The sequence below is a fragment of the Acetobacter sp. UBA5411 genome (genome assembly GCF_002409645.1).
In the GTDB taxonomy this organism is placed as follows: Bacteria; Pseudomonadota; Alphaproteobacteria; order Acetobacterales; family Acetobacteraceae; genus Acetobacter.
In genome coordinates, this window is record NZ_DHNR01000037.1 from 61189 (window position 1) to 83008 (window position 21820).

The 21820-nt window shown below is 50.3% G+C and carries 14 protein-coding genes and 2 pseudogenes; 11 read left to right on the plus strand and 5 right to left on the minus strand.

Annotation, left to right across the window (positions count from 1 at the left end; translation table 11 throughout):
- Positions 1-418: 418 nt before the first annotated feature.
- From B3759_RS13015 to B3759_RS13040, 6 genes are all read left to right on the plus strand, one after another.
- A complete protein-coding gene (locus tag B3759_RS13015) occupies positions 419-1342 on the plus strand; it encodes a carbamate kinase (RefSeq protein WP_291366394.1) in 924 nt (307 codons plus the stop codon).
- On the plus strand, positions 1339-2196 hold the full coding sequence (locus B3759_RS13020; RefSeq protein ID WP_291366396.1) for a DUF2877 domain-containing protein: 858 nt from the start codon (positions 1339-1341) through the stop codon (positions 2194-2196). Before B3759_RS13015 ends, B3759_RS13020 begins: the two co-directional genes overlap by 4 nt.
- Before the next feature lie 126 nt (positions 2197-2322).
- Positions 2323-2727, plus strand: a complete 405-nt coding sequence (locus B3759_RS13025; RefSeq protein WP_291366398.1) for a heme-binding protein — start codon at positions 2323-2325, stop codon at positions 2725-2727.
- A gap of 395 nt (positions 2728-3122) precedes the next feature.
- On the plus strand, positions 3123-4007 hold the full coding sequence (locus B3759_RS13030; RefSeq protein WP_291366400.1) for an IclR family transcriptional regulator domain-containing protein: 885 nt from the start codon (positions 3123-3125) through the stop codon (positions 4005-4007).
- A gap of 234 nt (positions 4008-4241) precedes the next feature.
- Positions 4242-5774 carry an ABC transporter substrate-binding protein gene (locus B3759_RS13035; protein ID WP_291366402.1) on the plus strand — a complete coding sequence of 511 codons (1533 nt, stop codon included), beginning with the start codon at positions 4242-4244 and terminating at the stop codon, positions 5772-5774.
- Positions 5775-5777: 3 nt separating this feature from the next.
- Positions 5778-7451, plus strand: coding sequence for an aldehyde dehydrogenase family protein (locus B3759_RS13040; RefSeq protein ID WP_349679301.1), 1674 nt, complete (start codon positions 5778-5780; stop codon positions 7449-7451).
- A gap of 108 nt (positions 7452-7559) precedes the next feature.
- Here B3759_RS13040 and B3759_RS13045 read toward each other — a convergent pair.
- The 3 genes and pseudogenes from B3759_RS13045 to B3759_RS13055 form a co-directional block, all read right to left on the minus strand.
- A pseudogene (locus B3759_RS13045) lies at positions 7560-7998 on the minus strand (transposase).
- Positions 7999-8072: 74 nt separating this feature from the next.
- Positions 8073-9404 carry an LLM class flavin-dependent oxidoreductase gene (locus B3759_RS13050; protein WP_291366404.1) on the minus strand — a complete coding sequence of 444 codons (1332 nt, stop codon included), beginning with the start codon at positions 9402-9404 and terminating at the stop codon, positions 8073-8075.
- Between the two features lie 27 nt (positions 9405-9431).
- Positions 9432-10787: an LLM class flavin-dependent oxidoreductase gene (locus B3759_RS13055; RefSeq protein ID WP_291366406.1), complete on the minus strand. Its 1356-nt coding sequence runs from the start codon at positions 10785-10787 to the stop codon at positions 9432-9434.
- 205 nt (positions 10788-10992) lie between these two features.
- Between B3759_RS13055 and B3759_RS13060 the strand changes: the two genes are divergently transcribed.
- From B3759_RS13060 to B3759_RS13080, 5 genes are all read left to right on the plus strand, one after another.
- Complete coding sequence (locus tag B3759_RS13060) at positions 10993-12288, plus strand: NtaA/DmoA family FMN-dependent monooxygenase (RefSeq protein ID WP_291366408.1); 1296 nt, start codon at positions 10993-10995, stop codon at positions 12286-12288.
- Positions 12289-12366: 78 nt separating this feature from the next.
- Positions 12367-14571, plus strand: coding sequence for a TonB-dependent siderophore receptor (locus B3759_RS13065; protein WP_291366410.1), 2205 nt, complete (start codon positions 12367-12369; stop codon positions 14569-14571).
- Positions 14572-14594: 23 nt separating this feature from the next.
- A complete protein-coding gene (locus tag B3759_RS13070; protein ID WP_291366412.1) occupies positions 14595-16178 on the plus strand; it encodes an FAD-dependent oxidoreductase in 1584 nt (527 codons plus the stop codon).
- Positions 16175-16552 (plus strand): 4Fe-4S dicluster domain-containing protein, encoded by a 378-nt coding sequence (locus tag B3759_RS13075; RefSeq protein WP_291366414.1) that lies wholly within the window; start codon positions 16175-16177, stop codon positions 16550-16552. Before B3759_RS13070 ends, B3759_RS13075 begins: the two co-directional genes overlap by 4 nt.
- 36 nt (positions 16553-16588) lie before the next feature.
- Complete coding sequence (locus B3759_RS13080) at positions 16589-17566, plus strand: aliphatic sulfonate ABC transporter substrate-binding protein (protein ID WP_291366416.1); 978 nt, start codon at positions 16589-16591, stop codon at positions 17564-17566.
- 294 nt (positions 17567-17860) lie between these two features.
- Here B3759_RS13080 and B3759_RS13085 read toward each other — a convergent pair.
- Together B3759_RS13085 and B3759_RS13090 are read right to left on the minus strand one after the other, a co-directional pair.
- Positions 17861-18939: pseudogene (locus B3759_RS13085) on the minus strand (IS5 family transposase).
- A gap of 143 nt (positions 18940-19082) precedes the next feature.
- A complete protein-coding gene (locus B3759_RS13090; protein WP_291366417.1) occupies positions 19083-21521 on the minus strand; it encodes a TonB-dependent receptor in 2439 nt (812 codons plus the stop codon).
- Between the last annotated feature and the right edge of the window lie 299 nt (positions 21522-21820).

Below are 21820 nucleotides of genomic sequence, written 5' to 3' on the forward strand. Positions count from 1 at the left end.
TATCTCTTTACAGCTGGCTTCTCAAAATAATGATTGTCATGGAGAGGGTAGATCAGTCCTCTATTGCAATAATCTTCGATAGTGTGACACGTCTCAACAACACAACCCCAAAAAATACCTTCCAATAACTGAAAACATGAAATTATTACAATAATATTCATAAGAATAATAGATGGACTACGCCTGAACAATCTGAGCATCAGATAGCCATGATGAATACGACGCTCTCACTGCATCCTCCACAAACGCAAAAAAATGAAATCTGAAAGCACCTGATAAAGCGCACATATAGCAACATGAATCCAAAAGGATATGTCTCCATAGACAGAGATGATTACATAAAATTGTTGAATGCGAATTAAAGTGCGTTATATGAACTTATTGCCAGTCATGGCGTCACGCATACAGGAATATAGTCATGAAGCTGGTCGTCGCGCTTGGTGGGAACGCTCTGATGCAACGCAATGAACCGTTGGGTATGCATGTGCAGTGGAAAAATGCGCGAATGGCAGCCGATGCGCTGGCAGCCGTTGCACGGCAGCATCAACTTATCCTGACACATGGCAATGGTCCGCAGGTGGGGTTGCTGGCCATGCAGTCGGAAGCTTTCAAAGGTGCGGAACCCTATTCCTTCGATGTCATGGGAGCCGCTACGGAAGGCATGATCGGCTATATTCTGGAACAGGAGCTCGGTAACATTCTGGGTTACGATGTGCCAATCGCAACCCTGCTGACACGCGTTGAAGTCGATGCCGAAGATCCGGAGTTTTCTGATCCCACAAAGTTTATTGGTCCCACATTTGAGCGTGAGCAGATTGATGCGCTTATCGCTGAGTATGGCTGGGTGTTTCGGCAGGACGGGCGCAAATGGCGACGGGTAATCGCATCCCCCCAGCCCAAACGTATTTTATGGCACAGGCCTATCCGCTGGCTTCTGGACAAGGGCACCGTTGTCATATGTGGTGGTGGTGGTGGAATTCCAGTCGCCACAAAAGATGGGAAGACAATGGTCGGTGTAGAAGCTGTGATCGACAAGGACCGCGCATCCAGCCTTCTCGCCACGCAAATACCTGCAGACCTCTTTATCATTGCCACTGATGTCGCAGGTGTATTTGAACATTATGATACGCCCCGACAGCGTCTTCTCCGCCGTGTAACACCCTCTCGTCTGATGTCCGAACAGTTTGCAAAGGGTTCCATGGGACCAAAAATCGAGGCTGTTAGTCGTTTTGTAATGCAGACGGGAAAGCCAGGAGTGATCGGATCCCTATCTGAAATTGAAGCGATTGTAGCGGGAAAAGCGGGCACCTGGATCGTCCCAGAAGATGATGGAACCGAATGATTGAGCTGAAGACGAGTAAGATTGGTTCTTTCGTTGCTTCGGATTTATCCAATGCGACTGGTCCTGCTCACGTCTTGGCGGTCTTTCCAAGGCATATTTATCTGGTAATGAATAGACAGGATAAGGATATCACCATGATCCTGTCTCCTTTAACCGAGCAAGAAAGTCCGCTTTCCATCATTTTGGAAGAATGGCCTGACTGGTCCAGTCTTCGTGCACAGCAGGGATACTACAGGAACAACACACTGAAGCTCGGAAGATATAATATCAACATTAGTGATGCCGATATCTGCCCCTCATCTATATCAGCGTTTTCAGGAAACATATCCTATATAAAGAAAAATATTAAAGAACTTACAAAACACTTAAAACACAGATCAATATTTCTTAGAGACGTTTTGGACCCATCACCTTCCTCAACCCTCTCAGTTTGTGATGTACACTGGTTAATAGAGGGTATACGACTGCGCGATTCGGGCTTATTACATAGAGGAGCCATGGAACTGGCAGGACTTGGAGTTGGTTTGACACCTGCCGGTGATGATTTTCTCTGTGGTATTATGTTAGCAGCATGGTTCTTTGCTCCGAAACCCAGAGACTTATGTTTACCCTTATTGCGTGGTGCACATGGCGCAACTACCACTCTTTCGTTTGCTTTTCTCAATGCGGCAGCGGCCGGTCATGCTTCTTTCACATGGCGTTATTTTCTTGAAAAATTGAAAAAACCTGTGGAAAATGATGCACTGCAGCAATGTCTGATGTCAATTATTGCTCATGGGGCTACGTCTGGTGCTGATACTCTGGCTGGTTTCATCTGGGCAATTGAACATATGAAACTATCAAACAATTCCTAGAATATATTTTCCTTATTATGCGATATAAAAACAGAATTTTCCTTTCATTCATCTTCATATCATTTAAAAACAAAAGTTCGGTACATGAAGTGCCTGTTATCAAAACAAGCTGAAAAGAGAATGAGAATGGCAATAACTCTTGATGAAGCACAGAAAGCGCTTTCTACGGCTATTGAAAGAGCCATAGAATTAGGCATCGCCGTGTGTGTGAGTATATGTGACGCAGGTGGCCGTCTTGTATTATTTGCCCGTATGGATCAATCAAACTGGGCCAGTATTTATGGTAGCCAAGGAAAAGCTCTAACAGCTGCGGCTACTCGCTGTAAAAGTGGCTCTATTCCACCGGATTCTATTGTTATGCAAAGAATTTCAGAACTAGAGGGGAGAAACATGATCTATGCCAAAGGAGCGGTTCCTCTGATTAAAAATGGAGTGTTGCTTGGCGCTATCGGAGTTGGAGGAGCAAGCGCTGACCTTGACGAAGCTTGCGCTCTTGCAGCAGCGCAAGCCCTTGAGTGTGACATGGAATGAATTTTCCCTATCTGCTGCTGACCCAGACAAGCAATGCATAATAATTGAAGACCCGATTATACGGGTTGATCAAAATAGTATAAAAACCGCGCAACAAGTGAGAAAACGCATCAGGTCATCGAGAGCCTTCCCAAGACGTACTGACGACAAGGCTGCACGTCGCGGTTCAATGCTTTGGGCAAGGCTACCACTTTGTCTCTTATATCTGATAACAAGTTGATATCAGTCAAATATTACAACACATTCAAACAATCGGAAGTCTAAATTCTACAGCAATTAAATTTGTTCCTGCTATCGCCATTTTTAACCCACACCACGTGCTAAGCTCAATTTGCTGGAACCTTTGATTTTCCGCCATATGACCGAGGCTGGTGGCATGAAATATTCTCATTTCCTTGCTGCTGAAACGTGTGACCTGCTCAAGATTATGGAAGCACCGCGCATCTTGTCCTATACGCTACCCATCAATTACGATTGTTAAGAACGTGGATATGCCAGCAAGCACCAGTCTCCCAGAAACTCAGGACAAACCAAAAGCCTTCGTTGGCTCCCTGTCCTATGGTCTGAACATCATCATGGCCTTCGGACGAGCCAATCCTCGCATGACTCTGTCGCAGGTTTCTGAAAAAACCGGAATGGATCGCGCGGGAGCGCGGCGATACCTGCTCACTCTGGTTCATCTGGGTTTTGTGGCACAGGATGGACGGTTGTTCCAGTTGACACCCAAGGTCATGGAGCTTGGTTATGCCTACTTGTCTTCTGTTCCTTTGGCTGACAAAGCACAATATTATCTCGACAAGGTAAGAGATCAATCCGGATTCCCTGTGGCTCTAGGAATCCGTGATGGACTCGATATTGTGCATATTGCGTCGGCCAATACGGACGAATTCAGCTTTCCGGCACTTACGATCGGTCGCCGCTTTCCAATTGCCTATGCTTCGGCAGGACGCTGCATTCTCGCGATGATGGAAAAATCCGAGCGTGACAGCCTGCTCAAGCAGATCACTCTGGAACCTCTTTCCGATCGAAGCATAACCACAATGGAAGCTTTGCGACGCGAACTGCGTGTGGTCGCCAAACAGGGATATGCCATTGTGGATCAGGAAATGCAGATCGGAGTGCGTTCGCTTGCCGTTCCTATTTTTGATGCGCGCGAGAGGATTGTCGCCAGCTTCAACACCTTTACTTTCAGCAGCATCGTGCCGATGGAAAAACTGATCGATGATGTTCTTCCAGACATGCTGGCAGCAGCTCAGGACATCCAACATACCTTGATCTGAAAAGTGCCTTTTACGTTTCTGTAGCGGTTTTCATTGCCGCTGATAGGAGAGAGGATATTCCACCTCCTCTCCTATAACATGCTAAAAATCCCCTTTCTTATTTCATACTTCGTATTTTCCGCCAGCAATCATGGCGCTGGCGGAAAGGAATACGTACATTTTTCTCCCTTGCCTTTACGTGTCCATTTGTTTTTAATGCACACATATGTTCACTATAAAACCAAGAGAGCGCAAATGGGTGTTCCTAAACAGCTACGCATAGGCGTTCATTACGAACCATCAAACGTAGACCCCCATCTGGGAGCCGCCGAACTGGCGCTCCAGATGACAAACGGCCTTTTTGATACATTGGTGAACAAGACTGCCGATGGCACCTATCTTTCGGGACTTGCTGAGACATTCAGTATTTCTGATGATCAGCTACTCTATACGTTCCACCTTCGAAAAGATGTAATATTTCATGATGGAACCCCCTTCACGGCTCACGCCATGAAGGCATCGCTGGATCGTGCACGCAATCCGGACAACAGATCCCAGCTTGCTGGTGGTCTTCTGGGTAGCTACCGCGAAAGCCGGGTTGTGGATGAACACTGCCTGGAAATCGCTCTCGACGCACCTTATGCCCTGCTGCTTGACGCTCTCAGTCAGGGCTGGCTCGCCCCCGTCTCCCTTGCCTGCGCGGCCGATGCAGGAAGTGCATTCATAACTCACCCTGTTGGCACAGGACCTTTCCGTTTTGTACGCTGGGACAAAGGAGACAGCCTCGTCATCCGTCGTAACGAGACATACGCTTGGTCTCCTCCAGTCGTGGAGAATCAGGGACCACCTTTGATTGACGAAATCGTTTTCAAATTTCTGCCTGAGGACGCCAGCCGCACTTCAGCCCTGCTGAATGGCGCGGTAGACATGATCTTTGCCGGGAATCCGGCTGACGCCCAGACCTTGCGTGAAACGGACGGACTGACTGTAACCACTTGGCCCATCCGTGGTGTGCCGGTTTCGATGATGATGAACATCAAGCGCGGCGCCACCAGCAGTTTGGTCGTGCGTCAGGCCATCAGCCACGCCCTGGACGTGGACGCTCTGGTCCATGAGGTTTTTCATGGCGAGATACCCCGTGCCTACGGCCCGGTTTCACAGTTCACGCTGGGGTATGAACCCGGTGTGGAAAACTTTTACCCACATGATCTGACAAAGGCTGCCGCCCTGCTTGAACAGGAAGGGTGGCATCTCAATCCTGACGGCCTGCGGACGAAGGCTGGCGAAGCGCTTCGTGTCACCTTCTATGCACTGCCAGTAAACTTCTATCCTCAGTTTGGCGCCATCGTGGCGCGGCAACTGGCGCGGGTTGGCATTAAAGTCGATGTCGAACTCTGTGCACCGCCCCAGTGGATCCATGCCGGCATGCAGGGCCTGCACAATCTTATTCCACAGGGAAAATACGCGAGTTCATCGCAGCTTCTCGGATTTGTCTATCATTCCAGAAAAAGTGGCCCCGGTTCCTACGGCTGGAGCAAACGTGGTCCCGATGACTATCCCAAGATCGACACTCTGATCGACGCGGCGGAAACCTGCCTCACGCCGGAGCAGTTCGTGCCGTTGTTCGCCGATGTGCAGATGGAAGTCATGAAGGCAGCTCTGGCCGTGCCGTTGCACTGCAACGCAACCATTGTTGCCGCACGCAGCGGCATTGAAGGCCTGCGTTTTGACGCCATCGGGGCTTACCCCCTTTTCCACGACATCACACTCCAGCAGGAAGAGGCCTGAGACATGGCATCCAGACTGATTATCCGGCAACGGGAATACCATGACTCCGTCAGGTTGATGCGTGTTTCCGAAGCCCTCCGCCATGAAAGCGGCGTCACAGAGGCCATCGCCATGATGGCGACGCCCAACAATCGGAAAATCCTTTCTACATCAGGGCTTTTGACGCCAGAGGCCAGTGCGGCAAACCCTGATGATCTCATTATCGCCATCGTGGCTGATACCGAAGCCGATGCGGATCAAGCACTGGAAGCCGCAAACCAGCTTCTGGCGCAAAAACCCCAGAACACCCAAGGGGCGGCGATTCAGCCCCGTTCGCTCGATGCCGCAGTGGTCACGCAGCCGGAAACCAATCTGGCATGTATTTCGGTACCCGGCACCTATGCTTTTCGGGAAGCAAAAAGGGCGCTCGAACTCGGTCTGAATGTTTTCCTGTTCAGTGACAATGTCAGCCTCGAACACGAGCGCAGTCTGAAAGAACTGGCCGCTACGAAAAACCGCCTTCTTATGGGGCCAGATTGCGGAACCGCGCTGATCAATGGCGTGGGCATCGGATTTGCCAATGCCGTAGCCCGTGGACCGTGGATGACACTCTCCCGCTATGAGCCAATCGGTGTCGTCGCAGCCATTACGCCCTGGAACTCACCGATCGCCAGCGACGCCCAGAAAGTCGCTCCCGCACTCGCTGCCGGAAATGCAGTGATCCTGAAACCGGCCACATGGAGTCCCCTCGTAGGACTGGAATTCGCCCGGATTGTTACGGAATCCGGACTGCCGGCCGGACTGCTGTCCATTCTTCCCGGCGGTGGACAGACCATTGGCGATCGTCTTGTCAGCCATCCTACAATAGGACGGATATCCTTTACCGGCGGCACGAAGGTCGGCCACGCAATCGCATCCAAGGCCGCCCAGCGCCTCGTGCCTGTCTCGCTTGAACTCGGGGGAAAATCTCCAACCATCGTTTTTCCTGATGCCGATATTGATCAGGCGCTCGCCGGCATCCTGTATGGTATGTTCTCGTCTTCCGGTCAGTCCTGCATTGCAGGATCTCGTCTGTTTATTCATCGCTCCATCTACAATGAATTTCTCATGCGTCTGGTTGCCGCGACAAAAGCATTGAAGGTCGGCCATCCTTTTGATCCCGATACACAGGTCGCACCACTGATCCATCCTGCGCATGTCGCCAGTGTCGCACGGTGGGTGGATATCGCGCGCGCAGAAGGTGGCCGCGTTCTCGCGGGTGGCGCAACCCCTGATGGAGAAGCGTATAAAGGCGGTTATTACTACCTGCCGACAATAATAGACGGGGTCGATAATACAGCGACAATATGTCGGGAGGAGGTATTTGGTCCTGTCCTCGTCGCCATGCCGTTTGACAACGAGGATGATGTGATCTTCATGTCCAACGACAATCAGTACGGTCTGGCCTGCGGTGTTTGGTCACGGGATCTGGGACGCGCCATGGCCGTGGGAAAGGCGATTACCACCGGCACAGTCTGGATTAATACCTACAAACAATTTTCCATTTCGACTCCTTTCGGAGCCGACAAGGAAAGCGGCTTCGGTCGAGAAAAAGGACTTGAAGGTCTTCGAGCCTATATGCGTCAGAAGTCGTACTATATTAGCGACTCCGGTGTAAAAATACCATGGGCACTGAGTGCTATGGATGCCTCATCATAAAAGTCTTCAGAGAGATCGACGTGCTGTCATTTTTGCTCGACAGCCCTATTACCTTACGCACCAACCGCTGGGAAAAGCGCCCATAAAAACGTGGCTTAGGCTCAGGACTCATTCTTTGAGATAGAAGATGAAGCTTGCTGCAATATGGATTGCGGACATGAATGTATGGGCGCAGCGATCATATCGTGTTGCGACACGCCGCCAGTCCTTGAGCTTTGCGAAAATATTTTCGATGAAGTGGCGCTTTTTATACAGATGCCAGTCGTAAGACGGCTTTGATTTCCGGTTCTTCTTGGGCGGAATACAGGCGGTGATATTCCGGTCTGCGAGAAACTCTCTGATCCAGTTGCTGTCATAGCCACGGTCTCCGACGACTTTTTCTGTCTCATCCGGTGCATAAGGTCTTGTGCGGGCTATAAGCTTTCGGGGTATCTTTCCACTGAAGACCATTGCGGATCACGTAAACAATCCCGCTCATAACACGACGGTCATCCTCACGCGGAACCCCATGAGCCAGGGAGAAAAACGGCTTTGCGGAATTCTTCATCAAGCCCTCTTTCAATCCTAGGACAATTCAGGCTGCCAAGACACCACCAGTCAGCAGCCCTTCGATCCTTTCATTCAACCAGCCTGCTTACGATCTACAGCGTAGCGATTGACAGGGATGGGGAGACCAAGATTTTCCCGGAATATGTCATGTTCATACTCGTGTCTGAACAGGCCGCGTTCCTGCAGAATGGGGACGACATGCTGAACAAAAAGATCAAGCTGCCCAGGAAGAGGTTCAAACAGAACAAAACCATCAGCCCCTCTGGTATCAAACCAGTTCTGTAAAGCATCAGCAACCTGCGTTGGCGTACCGACAAAATCCCCACGTGGCGTGGCAAGCTCCAGCGCAACCTGCCGGATGCTCAGATTGTCTTTTCTGACCCGTTTGAGAATACGTTGCGAGGCACTCTGGTTACTTTCATTGCCAATCTGCTCCACTTCAGGAAAAGGTCCATCCAGATCGTACTGTCGGAAGTCGTGATCATTGAATGAGCGTGAGAGGAAACCAAGACCAGTATCGATTGAGGTTAAAGAAACAAGCTCCTGATACCGCGCTTCCGCCTCTTCTTCGGTCAAACCGACAATCGGTGCGGCTCCAGGCAGAATGAAGGGGAGATCATCTTTACGACCGAGTTTATGGGCACGGGATTTAAGGTCGACGTAGTAAAGACGAGCTTCGTCCAAATCCGCTGGACCGCAGAAAACTGCTTCTGCATGCCGCGCAGCAAAATCACGCCCGGTGTCCGATGCTCCCGCCTGAAAAATAACAGGCTGTCCCTGCGGAGATCGGTCAATATTCAGAGGGCCCCGAACCTGAAAATGAGCCCCGGCATGATCAAGTCTGTGCAGTTTCTCAGGATTTACAAATACACCACAGGCCTTATCACCAACCAGAGCATCATCCTCCCAACTGTCCCACAGTCCTTGCACAGTTTCCAGATGTTCCGCTGCAATGCGATAGCGTTCACTATGGGCAGGATGCTCCTTTCGGCCAAAATTTGCAGCCGTATCACTCAACCATGAAGTGACAACGTTCCAACCAGCTCGACCATGGCTGATATGATCAAGAGAGGCGAACTGTCGCGCCACATTGAATGGTTCCGTGTAACTCACACTCAGCGTGCCGACGAGCCCTATGTGATCGGTGACAGCAGCTAAAGCCGACAGAATAGTAAGCGGTTCGAAACGGTTGAGATAATGTGGACTGGATTTTTCATTGATCGATAGACTGTCGGCAACAAAAAGGAAATCGAACTTCCCCTTTTCTGCAAGCTGAGCCTGCTTGCGATACAGGGAAAAATTTGTGCTGGCTCGCACATTCCGTTCCGGATGGCGCCAGTCATCCCATGTCCGTCCGACGCCATGCAGAATGAATCCAAGTTTGATCTTGCGTTTCTGTGTCATTTTATCGCTTTTCAAAACAGAGAGTGATCAGGCAGCAGCGGCATGTGAGGGATCTTCACGTTTCCGTGCTGTCCACCTGTTTTCGGGAACTGGAAGGCCAAGATGGTCTCTCAGTGTCGTTCCTTCATATTCGGTCCGGAACAGGCCTCGTTTTTGAAGAATCGGAATGACATATTCACGAAAAGCCCGGAAATCCCGAGGATTGGTGACACGAATATTGAAGCCGTCTACAGCGCCACCGACAAACCAGCGTTCGATCTCATTGGCGACAGTTTCCGGTGAGCCAACGAAGCTGAGACGCCAGCCACCATAACGCTCTGCCGCCTGCCGCAATGTCAGATTTCCAGAAGCCACTCCACGCAAAATACGCTCTGCATGACCTTTGTAACTGTTCAAGGTCAGATTACTGATATCGGGAAACGGCTCATCAAGCGGATACTGTCGGAAATCATGATAATTGAAGGCTCGCCCGAGAGCGACAAGCTTTTTCTCTATATCCAGAGATCCTTCCCGCTCAATTGCTATCTCACGGGCTTTTTCATCTGTTTCGGCAATGATCGGAGCAATACCGGGAAGAACATGGATGGCATCAGGATCACGGCCGAGTGCTTTCGCTCTCGCCTTGAGATCCTTGTAATATTCAAGAGCTGATTCAAAATCTTCTACTGCTGCAAATGTACCATCTGCAATCTGTGCACCCAGCTGCCGACCGGCATTACTGTCGCCAGCCTGAAAAATAACGGGATAACCCTGTGGCGAACGACTCAGAGCCAGTGGCCCTGCAACGGACAGGAATTCACCTTTGTGGTTGAGCGCATGCTGCTTTGACTTATCAAGAAAAACATCGTTTTCCTTGTCATAGGGGAAAGCATCATCCTCATAGCTATCCCAGAGACCTTTCACAACATCGACAAATTCTTCTGCCCGCTGGTAGCGCAGGGCATGATCAAGGTGCTTGTCCTTGCCATAGTTACGTGACGCACCTTCAAGTCCGGTAGTCACCACATTCCAGCCAGCGCGCCCCTTGCTGATATGGTCAAGTGAGCCAAACAGCCGCGCGACATTGTAAGGCTCCCAATAAGTCGTGGTCAGTGTGCCCACCAGACCAATACGCGACGTGGAGACTGCCAAAGCAGACAACAAAGTGAGCGGTTCCAGACGATTGAGGAAGTGTGGTGCAGTATCTAGTGTAATAAATGGACTATCGACAATAAAGACCAGATCGAACCTGGCCTCTTCCGCCAGTCGCGCATTCTGGATGTACCAATCAATATCAATGCTGGCATTCGACGGCAATTCCGGATCCCGCCATTGGCTGAAGTCCGTGCCGACACCGGCAAGAATCGCACCCAACTTAAGCTGACGCTGTCTGATAGAGCCCATGACACTCTCTCCTGAACGATAGGGACATGACATTGGCGGCCGATTTTATCTTCCGATAACAAGAAATATTAAATTGAAGAATTCTGCTTTGAAAACAATCATCATAGTTTGCAGGATATTGAGTCACAAAAAAGGAAAACTTGTTATTAATACATGCGTTATCTTTATTAGAAATTGGCGGTCGATTCTCTTTTGAGGCGCTCTAATGCATTTGGCCCTGTTTCTGACTCTTTCTGGTCTGCATCTTGGAGGTTGGCGACATGCCACATCCTCTCATGCTGACCCTATGGACATCAGGGCCTATGCTTCTCTTGCCCGCAAAGCTGAGCGTGCAGCGCTTGATATGGTTTTTGTTGCCGACAAACTGGCGATTGACAGCAATTATGGAGGGTCCATTGACGCAACGGTGACCAGCCGTGCAGTCGGATCACCAGAGCCGGTGACATTGCTCTCTGCACTCTCTGTCCTGACGGATAGAATTGGCCTCGCAGGAACGATTTCCACGACCTACACCGAGCCCTATCACGTTGCTCGCATGCTAGGTGCCATCAACCATTACAGTCATGGTCGAGTGGGCTGGAATGCCGTCACATCAGTCAGCGATAGTGAGGCACGTAATTTCAGTCGCCAAAACCACCTTGAGCACGCAGAACGCTATGCACGGGCAAAAGAATTCATAGAAGTGGTGCAATCGCTCTGGAGAAGCTGGCAACCCGATGCCGTTGTGCTTAACCGGGAACAAGGTGTTTATGCACTCAAGGATCATATCAATCCGATTTATCACGAAGGGCAACATTTTCAGGTAAAGGGACCTCTCACTTTCCCTCCTTATTCAGCAGCTCCTCCCGTTCTTATTCAGGCAGGCGTGTCAGAACGCTTTTCGGATGTAGCATCCCGATATGCAGAGGTCATTTTTCCCGTTCTGACAACACCCGCCAGAGCGCGCAATTTTGTCTCTGATTTCCGTCAGAAAATAGCATCAGCAGACCGTGATCCCAGCAAGGTGCGGATACTTCCCGGATGTGTCCCGATAGTTGCAGAAACTGACTGTCGGGCCAAAGAATTTCAGGCGGAACTGGATGCTCTCATCCATCCTCTTGCGGGTCTGACTTTCATGTCCGGGAGCATGAATCATGATCTCTCACAGTATCCTCAGAATGAACTGATACCAGATCTGGATTCCGAAATCCGGGGAAGTCGTGGCCGGTTCGTACCTCTGGTTGCTGAGGCAAGAGCACGCGGGCTGACACTGGAACAAACAGCACGCTCCTATGCACGAGATCTATCGTTTCCTTCTTTTGTTGGCTCCCCGACGACCGTAGCCGATCAGATGATATCGTGGGTGGATGAAACTGGTGTGGATGGCTTTACGATCATTCCTCCCAACTGCCCCGCTTCAGACAATATGTTTTTCGACTCGTTGATACCAGAACTTCAGCGTCGAGGTGCATTTCGTCGAAATTACGATGGAAGCACTCTCCGCCATCATCTGGGACTCTGATGTAGAAGAATAAACGTTCCTCTCGTCTCTTTCAGACAACATTCACCGGAGCAGCCCGGTTTCTTATAGGAAAGTATCATGCTGCAGAAAGATTTTCTTCTCTCACGCTCTTTTGGGTTCTTCATTTTCGCCGGATTTGCAGTAGCTTTCCCTGAAGAATCCCTTATTGCCGCTTCGATACACACCTATCCGAAAGCTAAAGCGGAAGATCACAAAAATGCTGATAAATCAAAAATTAAACGAAAATTTTCGTCAATTATAAGCTCTTCATCAGAAAATATTACTGTCCATTCCGGTGGTGTAAGCCGACCTTTACGCAGTACCGTCAATAGTGGCGCTCTAGGGAGCCGTTCCGCATTCGATACCCCTTTTGCCGTGTCTTCAGTCAATGCAGCGACAATTCAGGCACGTCAGGCTACTGACATCAATGCTGTTTTTGCTCAGGATTCCTCGGTTACGATTGCCAACAGTGGTAATGGCGCGGCATCAGGAGCAAGTTTCAAGATTCGAGGACTGGCTGTCGATTCACTGAATGGTTACAAAGTGGACGGGCTGGCCATTCCATACTGGTCAATCGATCTGCCAGTCGAAAATTTCGAAAGCATCCAGATGATCAAGGGTGCCTCGGCCTTTATGTATGGTTTTGGTGCACCGGGCGGAGTGGTCAATTTCGAGATCAAGAAGCCCCATGACGCCACAACAGTATCACTGGAAGCAGGCTATCGATCCGATGCTGTCTATCGACAGATGATTGATGCTGGAGGAACACTCGTAGATCAGGGTCGCCTGCGCTATCGTTTTTCTTTTGTCAATGAAATCGGAAATCTTTTCAATGGCGGCACAATGCGACGTGACGGTGTGACGTTGGCATTTGATGGAAAGATAACCAACTCCCTTAAATGGGATGCCAGCATGTTTTTCATGAAAACTCTTCAGGAAGACATGATTAATACGCTTTCCATTGCGTCGAATGTCACCTCATTACCATCCATCAGTGGACGGACACAGTTGGGTGCTCGAGGAAGCTGGAAAACGAATGACATGAAAGTGGTCACAGCCGGACTGACCTGGGATATCAATCCTGACTGGCACTCCCGTCTGTCATATCGCTATTCCGTTCTGGATGAAGATTTTCCAGGCACAATCATGACATTGACGGACAACAAGGGAAGTTACCACGATAATGCCTTCTTCATTCAAAGGCAGTGGTGGTATAATCAGATTCAGGAAGTGACGGAGGGTCATGTCGATACAGGCCCATTCAGACACGACATAGTTGCTGGCATATCGTGGGAACGTCAATTGTATGACACAGACGCCAACGCAACAACAAATACAGTCATTTCCACTGGAAATATCTTCAATGATATTCCCTCATTATCCGGTCATATGCCAGCAGATTTCTATCATCCCCGTTTGTATCACTATATTGACTACCAGCAGATCGCTCCATTCCTGAGTGATACCGTTACCTGGCGAAACTGGTACCTCCTCGCTGGATTCCGTTATACTTGGTATAATGAAAATGATTTTTCTACAGATGGCACAAAGACAGCCAGTCATAGTAATACGCCCGTGACACCGGTCTTTGCCCTGACCTACAAGATAGATCCAGGACTGAATGTCTATTTCAGCTATGTCCGCGCAATGCAGAGCGGTGGACAGGCCGGAAGCAGTAACGTCAACAGGAATGAAGTCTTTGCGCCCATGGAGAGCAGCAATTACGAACTTGGGGTGAAAATTGCGCGTAAACGTTGGTCTCTGACGGGAGCTTTATTTCGTCTCGATAGCGGCACTGGTTATACGAATGCGCAGAATTATTACATGCAGGACGGGCTGGCGCGTTATCAGGGTGTGGAAATAAACGGAGCGTTCGCCATAACGCCGCGTCTGACACTCTCCGGCGGCATTACCTACCTTTCGGCTCTTTATCAGAAAGCCTCTGCATCAATAACAGGAAATCATGTTGAAGGAACAGCTCCTTTACAGGCGTCTGCCCAGCTTCATTACCGTGTCCCCCATGTCGAAGGCCTAAGTCTGGACGCTTATTTTCGTTACGTAGACTCGATGTATGATGGAGCAGCCAACACACTGGCGCTTCCTTCCTACCGGATATGGGACATCGGCGCCAATTACGTCATGCCGGTCGGTAAACATCATATGACCTTCAGGGGAATGGTACGAAATCTGGGTGGCCAGCGATACTGGACAACTTACGGCAACATGGCTGCACTCCCCGGAGATCCAAGAACGGTCTCCCTCAGTGCGCGGATAGATTTCTGAATTTTGCCGAACAGGAAAACATCATGAACGAGATCATTGCAGATGTTCTGGTTATCGGCGGAGGAATGGCTGCGGGCTGGGCTGCCATTTCCGCCGCAAAAACAGGTGCCCGTGTTGTCATCGCGGATAAGGGATTCATGGGAACCAGCGGTGTCACGGCTCCAGCTGGCCCAAACCATTGGTGGGTACCACCGGAACCAGGATTACGAAAGGCGGCAGTAGAACGCCGACTGGAGAGCACTTTTGGACTAGCGGACCCGGTGTGGATGGAACGCATCATTGACATAACATGGCAGTCCATTCCTGAAATAGCCCCATGGTATCCTTTCTCAGGCGACGGCAAAAACGGCACGTTTCGCTCGGGCCTGCGTGGCCCTGAATATCTTCGCGCCTTGCGGCAATACGCAACAAAACTTGGTGTCATCATTCTGGATCAACATCCTGTTCTGGAACTTCTGGCACGGCAGGATGGCTCCATCGGTGGCGCGGCAGGTTACGACCGGTTGAATGACAGACCCTGGAATGCCCGGACGGGTGCCGTCATACTGGCGACAGGTGGCTGCGCCTTTCGGTCTGGCTTGCTGGGGAGTTATAACAACACAGGGGACGGCTACCTCATGGGCGTGGAGGCTGGTGCAGAACTTTCTGGAATGGAATTCTGTGTTTCCTATTCCATTTCTCCTGCCTGGCTGAGCACACGCACGCTGCCTTATACGGGAGCACGATACTTCAACGCAGAAGGACAGCTCCTGTCCATACCCGGGTGGGACAAGCCTCGCGAGTATCTCTGCAAATTGGCCGATGCCTTTCGAACTGGCCCGGTTTATGCCGATCTTCACGAAGCACCGGTAGGACTACCCGCTGTTATCAGGGAGATCCAGCCGGCAACCGTTGCAGCTTTTGAGCGACGTGGTCTCGACATGTTTCAGGATCGGTTTGAAGTCAAACTGTTCGGAGAGGGTACAATCCGGGGAATCGGTGGTCTCAGGATTATCGATGACGTGTGTGCCACGGCCGTACCTGGACTGTTCGCAGCGGGTGATGCCGCAACACGGGAACATATCGCCGGAGCTACGAGCGGCGGTGGAGCTCAGAACGCCGCATGGGCACTCTCTTCGGGCGTGCTTTCAGGGACGGGAGCCGCTCGGGAAGCAAAAAAACGCCGCAAGGCACTCAATCAGAGCGAAAAACTGAACCCTCTTGGAGGTCCGGGATTGCGTCCATCCGATACCATAAAAACTGTTGATAATAAAGCCGCAATACAGACCGCACAAAACGAAATACTCGATCTGGACAAGGCGCTCTGGCGAAATGAAACCAAACTGAGCTCTTCGGCTTCCCTGCTGGATGCAGCGTGGTCTGAAATACGGAATAATCTGCAAGGCAGGAATCTGGATGCTGTTTCAGCAAGAGAGACTGCCGCCATGGTCGCAACGGCAAGATGGTGCAATGCCTCCGCACTGGTTCGAAAAGAGAGCCGTGGCATGCATGTAAGGGAAGACTATTCTCAACAAAGCCCTGAATATCAGAGCCACATCATCACGGGAGGTCTGGACAAGATCACGTCCTATCTGGAAAAACCCCGCGTTGCAGAGGTTGTATCGTGATTACAGAAATTCTTTCTGAGCGTTGCAACAATTGCAACACATGTGTCGCAGTCTGTCCTGATCATGTTCTCGACCTAGCGAAGAACGATCAACCCCCAGCAATCGCACGACCGGATCAGTGTCAGACCTGTTTTCTGTGTGAACTGTATTGTCCGGAAGATGCCATTTACGTTGCCGTAGTAGTTCCTCGTTCAGAGTTGCAAAATGATCCTATGGGAAATATTCGCAGAGATTATGGCTGGGATGGTCATAAAGAAGAACCTCTGAAAAACTTCTGGCAACTGGGAGGTCTTTTGCGAGAGGGGGTGATGATTTCTTCTGCACGCTATGCACTTCAGCAATCCGATGACAAGAAACCTGAAAAGAAAATCTGAAGCAATCTACGCAGCTTTTTGAGAGGGACCGTCAGTATGAAGACTTTTTTCCCCCGCCGTACATTACTCGGAGCATCTTTTCTCTCATTGCTGCCATTGCCCCTACAGGCAGCACACGGATTGTCTGGACCCGTAGATGGGAGCGTCGGGCCCACACTGTTCGTCGGTGATCAGAAGGGAGGTGTACGTTCTCTTCTAAGGGCTGCCGGACAGCTTGAGCAGTTACCGTATCGTATCCAGTGGGCATCCTTCCCCGTGGGTGCCCCCTTGATCTCCGCCATTGCGTCAGGCGCGCTTGATTTTGGTTATGTGGGTGATGCAACAGCGACATTCACTTTTGCGGCAGGCAGCCCGCTCAAGGCAATTTCGGCATGGCATGTGGATGGAAAATCCAACGCCCTGCTGGTGCCCAGAAACAGCAAGGCCCGCACCATGCGGGATCTGATCGGTCGCCGTGTCGCATTTGTCAAAGGCTCACCGGGCCATCTTCTGGTCCTCGCAGCCCTACGACAGGAAGGTCTTGATGTGGGTCAGATTGCGCAAGCGCCCCTAGCTGCTGCGAATGCAAGAATGGCGCTTTCCAGTGGGTCAGTGGATGCATGGGCAATCTGGGATCCCTATGCCGCAACGGCTGAACTTGAAGATCATGCCCGTATTCTGCTGACGGCCCACGGTCTGGTTGATGAAGTCGAGTGTGGTATCGCCAGCGAGGCCGCCATTATCAAAAAACGATCTGAACTGACGGATTTCATGTCACGCGTTGGAAAGGCCCTTGCGTGGGGCGCGACCCATCTGGAAGAACGCGCCGTCGCTTTTTCCCGGGATACCGGCACACCACTGGACATAGCCCGTGTGTCTTCCTCACGCATGGTGATGACAGCCCTGCCCTCCGTCACGGATGAAGTCATTGCCATTCATCAGAAAGTGGCCGATCTCTATCAAACTGCCGGTGTCATTCCATCCCGGCTCAATGTTTCCGATTTTTACAATCGATCTTTTCTGATTCCTGTCTGATTTCCCATCAAACTTTTCAGGATTATTCATTTTTACTCTTGTCAGCCTTACGCCAGCCTGCTGCTCTGCTGATTGCCTCTGCGTAGCCAAAAACAATAAAGGACGACCTTCAAGGGTTTCTTACAATTATGATTCCTTCGAAGTTTTCTTCCCAATGACCCGAAAAGATAGAAGAACCGTTGATTGAAGGGACTATGTCCTTATTTTGGGCTCAATGGACATGTAATGATGGTTCTGAGTAATGACCTTCGCTCTGCGTCTAGGGCGACGCGCGGAGCATTATAGACTCGCGTTCTACGTAGTGGCGCTGATCCGGTCCAGAAACAGAAAGCGGCGCATGTTGTAGACGACATTGGCCAACCCGATCCTGATGGTGGCACGGGTGATGCCCCCTATCCGGACAAAACAGTCCTGTCTGTGATTTCTGATCAACAAAGACATGCTCGACACGGGACCGGACGACGGATTTTCTGGCATTTGATCTCTGGGCGTGTTGGGGCATAGGCTTAAGATGCGGCTTTTTCCTGTGGACCTTTGCGACAAAGCTCTGCTTTTCCATGAAAGCTTCATTGGCTTTTGACCGATAGGCCGTGTCGGCCCAGACATCAGGTACGGTTGCTGCAATTGAGCAACCCTTCTCTCAATCTCGCACCACCGCTGGCGGCGGCATCTGTCGTCTTCCATTTCCGGATCAACCTGAACTTCCGGTCGGTGGAAATATGCCATTTATAGCCAAAGAATGGAATAGCGATATCCGTTGACAGGGTCGTTCCATCACCCTGCCGCTTCACTTTAGTGAACTTTAGTGTCTATCGGGCATCTCTGTCTTTGTGCGACAGTTTTGCCGGTCTATCTTTTCATTCTTCGGGGATCAGCCCCGCCCGGAGATCCGCCTTCTCCTCGCTGGTATTGCGCTGTTTTGGTACCGGCACCAGTGTTGCGTCCAACATCTGCCTGACATTGGCAGGTAGCCAGCATTTCACAGTGTGGCATTAAAGCACTCAAGCAATCTTTCAATCGCACTGCCCTGCGTCAGACGTTCACGAAACAGCCAGATCGTTTTGGCATCGGGCACCCGATCTGACAGGCCCAGACCAGGGAAACTCACAAAAGACAGGAGATTATTGATCCGGTATTCCGTCCGTTCGTCGGAGAGGTTGTTCAGCGTCTGAATCACCAGGATTTTGAACATCAGAACCGCATAAAAGGGCGGACGACCGCCTTTTCTTCCATCCGCATAGGCCAGAGCCTTGTGCAGATCAGGTCGAAATGCCTCAAAATCTACGGTCCAGAAAAAAGGCTTAAAGCTGACCGCCAAGACTACTCAAGCGAGACAAACACCCTTCAACATCAAAGAAACCGGATTGTTTCATATCGCTATTTCTCCGACCAGAGCCGGAATAATGGAATCATAGAGACAGCATCAAAACCAAAAAGTTTTAGAACCCTCCACGCAACATATCCAAAGTCTATTTTTCAATTAGATACGTTATTACTATCCGATATCTAATTATTTTTAAAATTCAGCTCTGATCGATCCGAAGAACTGACGTGGAGCACCCAGCAGGATAGACTGGTTATTGAAGGCGTTTCCGTCGGTATTGTCCATCGTATAACCATTCTGTCCCATGGTGGAGACATAATGCGTATTGGCAAGATTGTAGATGTTGAAAGAAAAGATCAGTCGATGCACGGAAAATCCTCTACCTGCGCTGGCTCCGACATCGTGGAGCGTGTAAGACAGACCCAGGTCACTCATCCAGTAAGGAGCGATCTTGTAGTCACCGACATAATCAAAACTGCGTCGGCTATAATATTGCGCGTCAACATAAGCCAGAACATTGTGCCATTCATAGGAAAGCCGCGTTTTATACATAAACTTCGGGTATGCGACGACCTGATGGCCTTTAGTATTGTAGGTTGTGCCACCGCTGGTGATATTCTGACCGTAAACGGAGTGGTTGTAACTGACGCTGTTGAACAGAGCGAGCCCAGGCAACGGCGTGATCGTCACTCCGCCGTCGATGCCGTTCATCGTCGCACTTCCGACGTTCTGGACTGTAGCTGTTGTGTTGGTAAGCAGAGAACCTGACCCAGTATTTGATAAAATCTGCTGAAGACGATTATTGAAATTTGTCCGATAGAGATAGAGACTTCCCTGAACCAATCGATCGGCATATCGATAGCCCGCAGCAAATGTCCACGCGGTTTCGGGGCGCAATGTGCTCTTCACAGCATCATACGCTGCCTGCGACACGGCCATCGGCGCATTGCTGGAATTATATCCCGACTGGGAATAGGCATGTGCATTTTCAGATATATCGAAGAAAATTTGATGATTTTTCAGGAAAATCCAATCCGCGCTGATATGAGGGAGAAAGGCTTTGGCCGTCGTCAGACTCTCGCTGCTCGCCATGGTGGGAAAACGCAGGGACCAGTTCTGGCCATCCCCCACGCGCGTGGTATTCAGTATTGATTTGAAGCCGAAATGCACAGCCAATGATCTGACCGGGTGCCACGTATCCTGTACGAAAGCCGTGAATGTATTCGTGTTATATTGCTGCGCCCATAAAGTGCGTCGGGGCACTCCGTTGAAGCTACCGAATGGATTGAGTGGTGCTCCTTCACCCGGCAAGGGCTGCTGATAGGCATAGGCATCGGTGGAATAATGATTGTTCTCATACCAGACGCCGGCAGACAGCGCGTGATGGGCGATATTGTAGCTGAGGGAAGATACACCGCCAAAGCGTTCAACAAACGGCTTGCGGACCTGCTCGAAAATCCGTCCGCCATTGAGGCGAATGGTATCGTTTGCTTCAGGGCATGGGCTTTCCGTGGCATCCGTGCAGGCATACGGGTTGGCATACGTGCCATGACCGGTTTCCTCATGGCCATATGCTGTCGTTTTCCAGCGGAGACGGTCCGTGAGTGCCAGATCAGCCGTCACACCACCGAAATAGTCGCCTGATGTCGCCGTGCTGTCGTAATAGGATGCGTCTTTTGGATCTGCGACATTCTTGTAAGAGGACGGATAGTTTCCCTGCGATACGGCATAGGCATTACTCCACGCATTGGGCAGGCCATAGAAATTATCGAGATTATAGCCATTATTTTTTAGCCAGTTCGGGCTGTAATCCTGATAGTTGACCATCTGGAGCTGGTCCCAGTCGAAAAATGCGCTGACCTGACTTTGTGTCCCGATCGGCTGCACCAGCTTGGCATTGACCTGTTGCATGAACTGGTCGCCGCCGCCTTTCCACTTGTCTGTGTCGTTACGCATATAAGAAGCAAAAAACTTTGTTCCACTGTCATTGAGTTTCCCCGAATCAACCCGGAAGAAGGAGTGGTACATCGCATTGCTGCCAAAGGTCTGGGCAACCTGTCCACCAGCCTTGTCCCGTGGATCCGTCGAGATGTAATTGATGGAGCCACCGAGGTTATTGGTGCTTGGCGTAGATTCAGCACCGGCGCTTTGCGTCACATCCAGACGCTCCACATTCTCTGCTGAAATAGCCTGAAGTGGATTGAGACCATTGTAATTTCGGAAGGTCGGCTCACCGAGCGGGATGCCGTCCAGACTCATACCAATCTCATTCTGCACGAAGCCGTGCATATATAACTGGACTGAATAGGTATCGAGACCTTGCGGATCGTCAGACTGAAACTGCACCCCGGGCAGCTGCGCCAGCACCTTCAACGGGTTTGTACCGGGAACTTGCTGCTCCATGACCTTCTTACCAAGCTCAACATGCGTGGCGCGCAGGATATGACGAGCACGCACGGCAACATCCTCTCCTTTTCCAGCCTGAATCGGGTGGATAATCTTGCTGTTTTTCTGCTTCCCCCCCTCAGCATGACTGCCAGCCATGGAAGGTGGCAGTGCGTGTGCCTGTGACGCGGCCAGAAAAGGAACAATCCAGAGTCCCAGTGACGAATAAGGAATTTTTATTGACATGCCGCACCTGACCAGAGTCAAATTAAACTATATAAAATAGTTTAATTTGACATAAACATATTACATTCGTGCAATATAAGGAATGCCCTACATATTCAATCCATATTTTTTCGTGAAATCATATTTTTAGGCAAGCTGCCCTGCCTTTCAGCATGAAAAAATCTGATAATATATTGTTATTGCAACAATAATTAAACTAAATATAATAGTTATATTAATTTGACAGGCAGCCTAATATCCGTGATATCACAGGAGAAAGAGGGCTGATTCAATCTGGAGAATTCCTAGCTATGACCCAT

Excerpts from the sequence above, each read along its gene's own strand:
- B3759_RS13015 (WP_291366394.1), top strand. The coding sequence starts at position 419 with ATGAAGCTGGTCGTCGCGCTTGGTGGGAACGCTCTGATGCAACGCAAT.
- B3759_RS13090 (WP_291366417.1), bottom strand. The coding sequence starts at position 21,521 with ATGTCAATAAAAATTCCTTATTCGTCACTGGGACTCTGGATTGTTCCT.
- B3759_RS13020 (WP_291366396.1), top strand. The coding sequence starts at position 1,339 with ATGATTGAGCTGAAGACGAGTAAGATTGGTTCTTTCGTTGCTTCGGAT.
- B3759_RS13060 (WP_291366408.1), top strand. The coding sequence starts at position 10,993 with ATGCATTTGGCCCTGTTTCTGACTCTTTCTGGTCTGCATCTTGGAGGT.
- B3759_RS13065 (WP_291366410.1), top strand. The coding sequence starts at position 12,367 with ATGCTGCAGAAAGATTTTCTTCTCTCACGCTCTTTTGGGTTCTTCATT.
- B3759_RS13080 (WP_291366416.1), top strand. The coding sequence starts at position 16,589 with ATGAAGACTTTTTTCCCCCGCCGTACATTACTCGGAGCATCTTTTCTC.
- B3759_RS13050 (WP_291366404.1), bottom strand. The coding sequence starts at position 9,404 with ATGACACAGAAACGCAAGATCAAACTTGGATTCATTCTGCATGGCGTC.
- B3759_RS13070 (WP_291366412.1), top strand. The coding sequence starts at position 14,595 with ATGAACGAGATCATTGCAGATGTTCTGGTTATCGGCGGAGGAATGGCT.
- B3759_RS13055 (WP_291366406.1), bottom strand. The coding sequence starts at position 10,787 with ATGGGCTCTATCAGACAGCGTCAGCTTAAGTTGGGTGCGATTCTTGCC.
- B3759_RS13040 (WP_349679301.1), top strand. The coding sequence starts at position 5,778 with ATGGCATCCAGACTGATTATCCGGCAACGGGAATACCATGACTCCGTC.
- B3759_RS13035 (WP_291366402.1), top strand. The coding sequence starts at position 4,242 with ATGGGTGTTCCTAAACAGCTACGCATAGGCGTTCATTACGAACCATCA.
- B3759_RS13025 (WP_291366398.1), top strand. The coding sequence starts at position 2,323 with ATGGCAATAACTCTTGATGAAGCACAGAAAGCGCTTTCTACGGCTATT.